1 protein-coding gene is annotated in these 825 nt (G+C 77.5%); it reads left to right on the forward strand.

Annotated features, from left to right (window positions below; all coding sequences use genetic code 11):
* Positions 1–825 (forward strand): hypothetical protein (locus tag G3I53_RS04875; RefSeq protein WP_203616680.1); only part of this gene is annotated, 825 nt, incomplete at both ends.

Raw genomic sequence — 825 nt, forward strand, 5'->3', positions numbered from 1 at the left:
TGCCCGGACCGCTGCTCGCCCGGGTCGGACGGGCCGCCGGACGCGGGTGGCGGGCGCGTCGCAGGGCGCGGCCCCGGGGCGCGGAGGAGGAGACGGTCACGCTGGGAGCGGCCCTGACGGACCAACTCCTCTTCCTGACGGAGCGGTTCGAAGGCGCCCGGGACCTCTCCGCACTCGGCACCCTGCTGGCGCTCCAGGCGAAGCTGTTGCGCGAGGACGGCACGTCACCGCGGGAGCAGGCGGCCCTGCTCACCGACCGGGCCCGGATGCTGCTGGCCGTCGGCGAACTGGGCGGCCAACGCTCCCACCCGGTGGAGGCCGAACGCTGTGCCGCCGAGGCGGCGCGGCAGAGCGCGCAGCGGGTCGTGCCGGACGATCCGCACCTGTCGGGCCGGCTGCTGCTGAAGGCCCGGTGCGCCGCCTTCCTGCACGACGCCGACGCCGACCCGTCGGGGCTGGAGCGGGCGGTGGAGGACCTGCGCCGCGCCACGGAGGCAGCGGCCCGGACGACACCGGTCGATCTGGACCCTCTGCGGTACCTGGTCGCCACGCTCCTGCGGTGGTACGACAACGGCGGGCCGCCCACCGCGCTGGCCGACGCGGTGACGGCGGCCCGCGACCTGGACCGGGCCACGGACGACGCCGACCGGCGCGCCCCCGAACACCGGCAGCAGCTCGCTCAGCTGCTGGAACGCGCCCGCACCGAGCCGGGTGGTGGCGCCACCGCCGACGCACTGCCCGACGCAGGCGCTCAACCGTATGCCCCCGCCGGCGGCCGACGGCTGCACGCATGGTGGCGGGCCGCCGACGACCCCGGTGCCGCAC

This window comes from Streptomyces sp. SID14436, assembly GCF_010548465.1.
Taxonomy (GTDB): Bacteria; Actinomycetota; Actinomycetes; order Streptomycetales; family Streptomycetaceae; genus Streptomyces.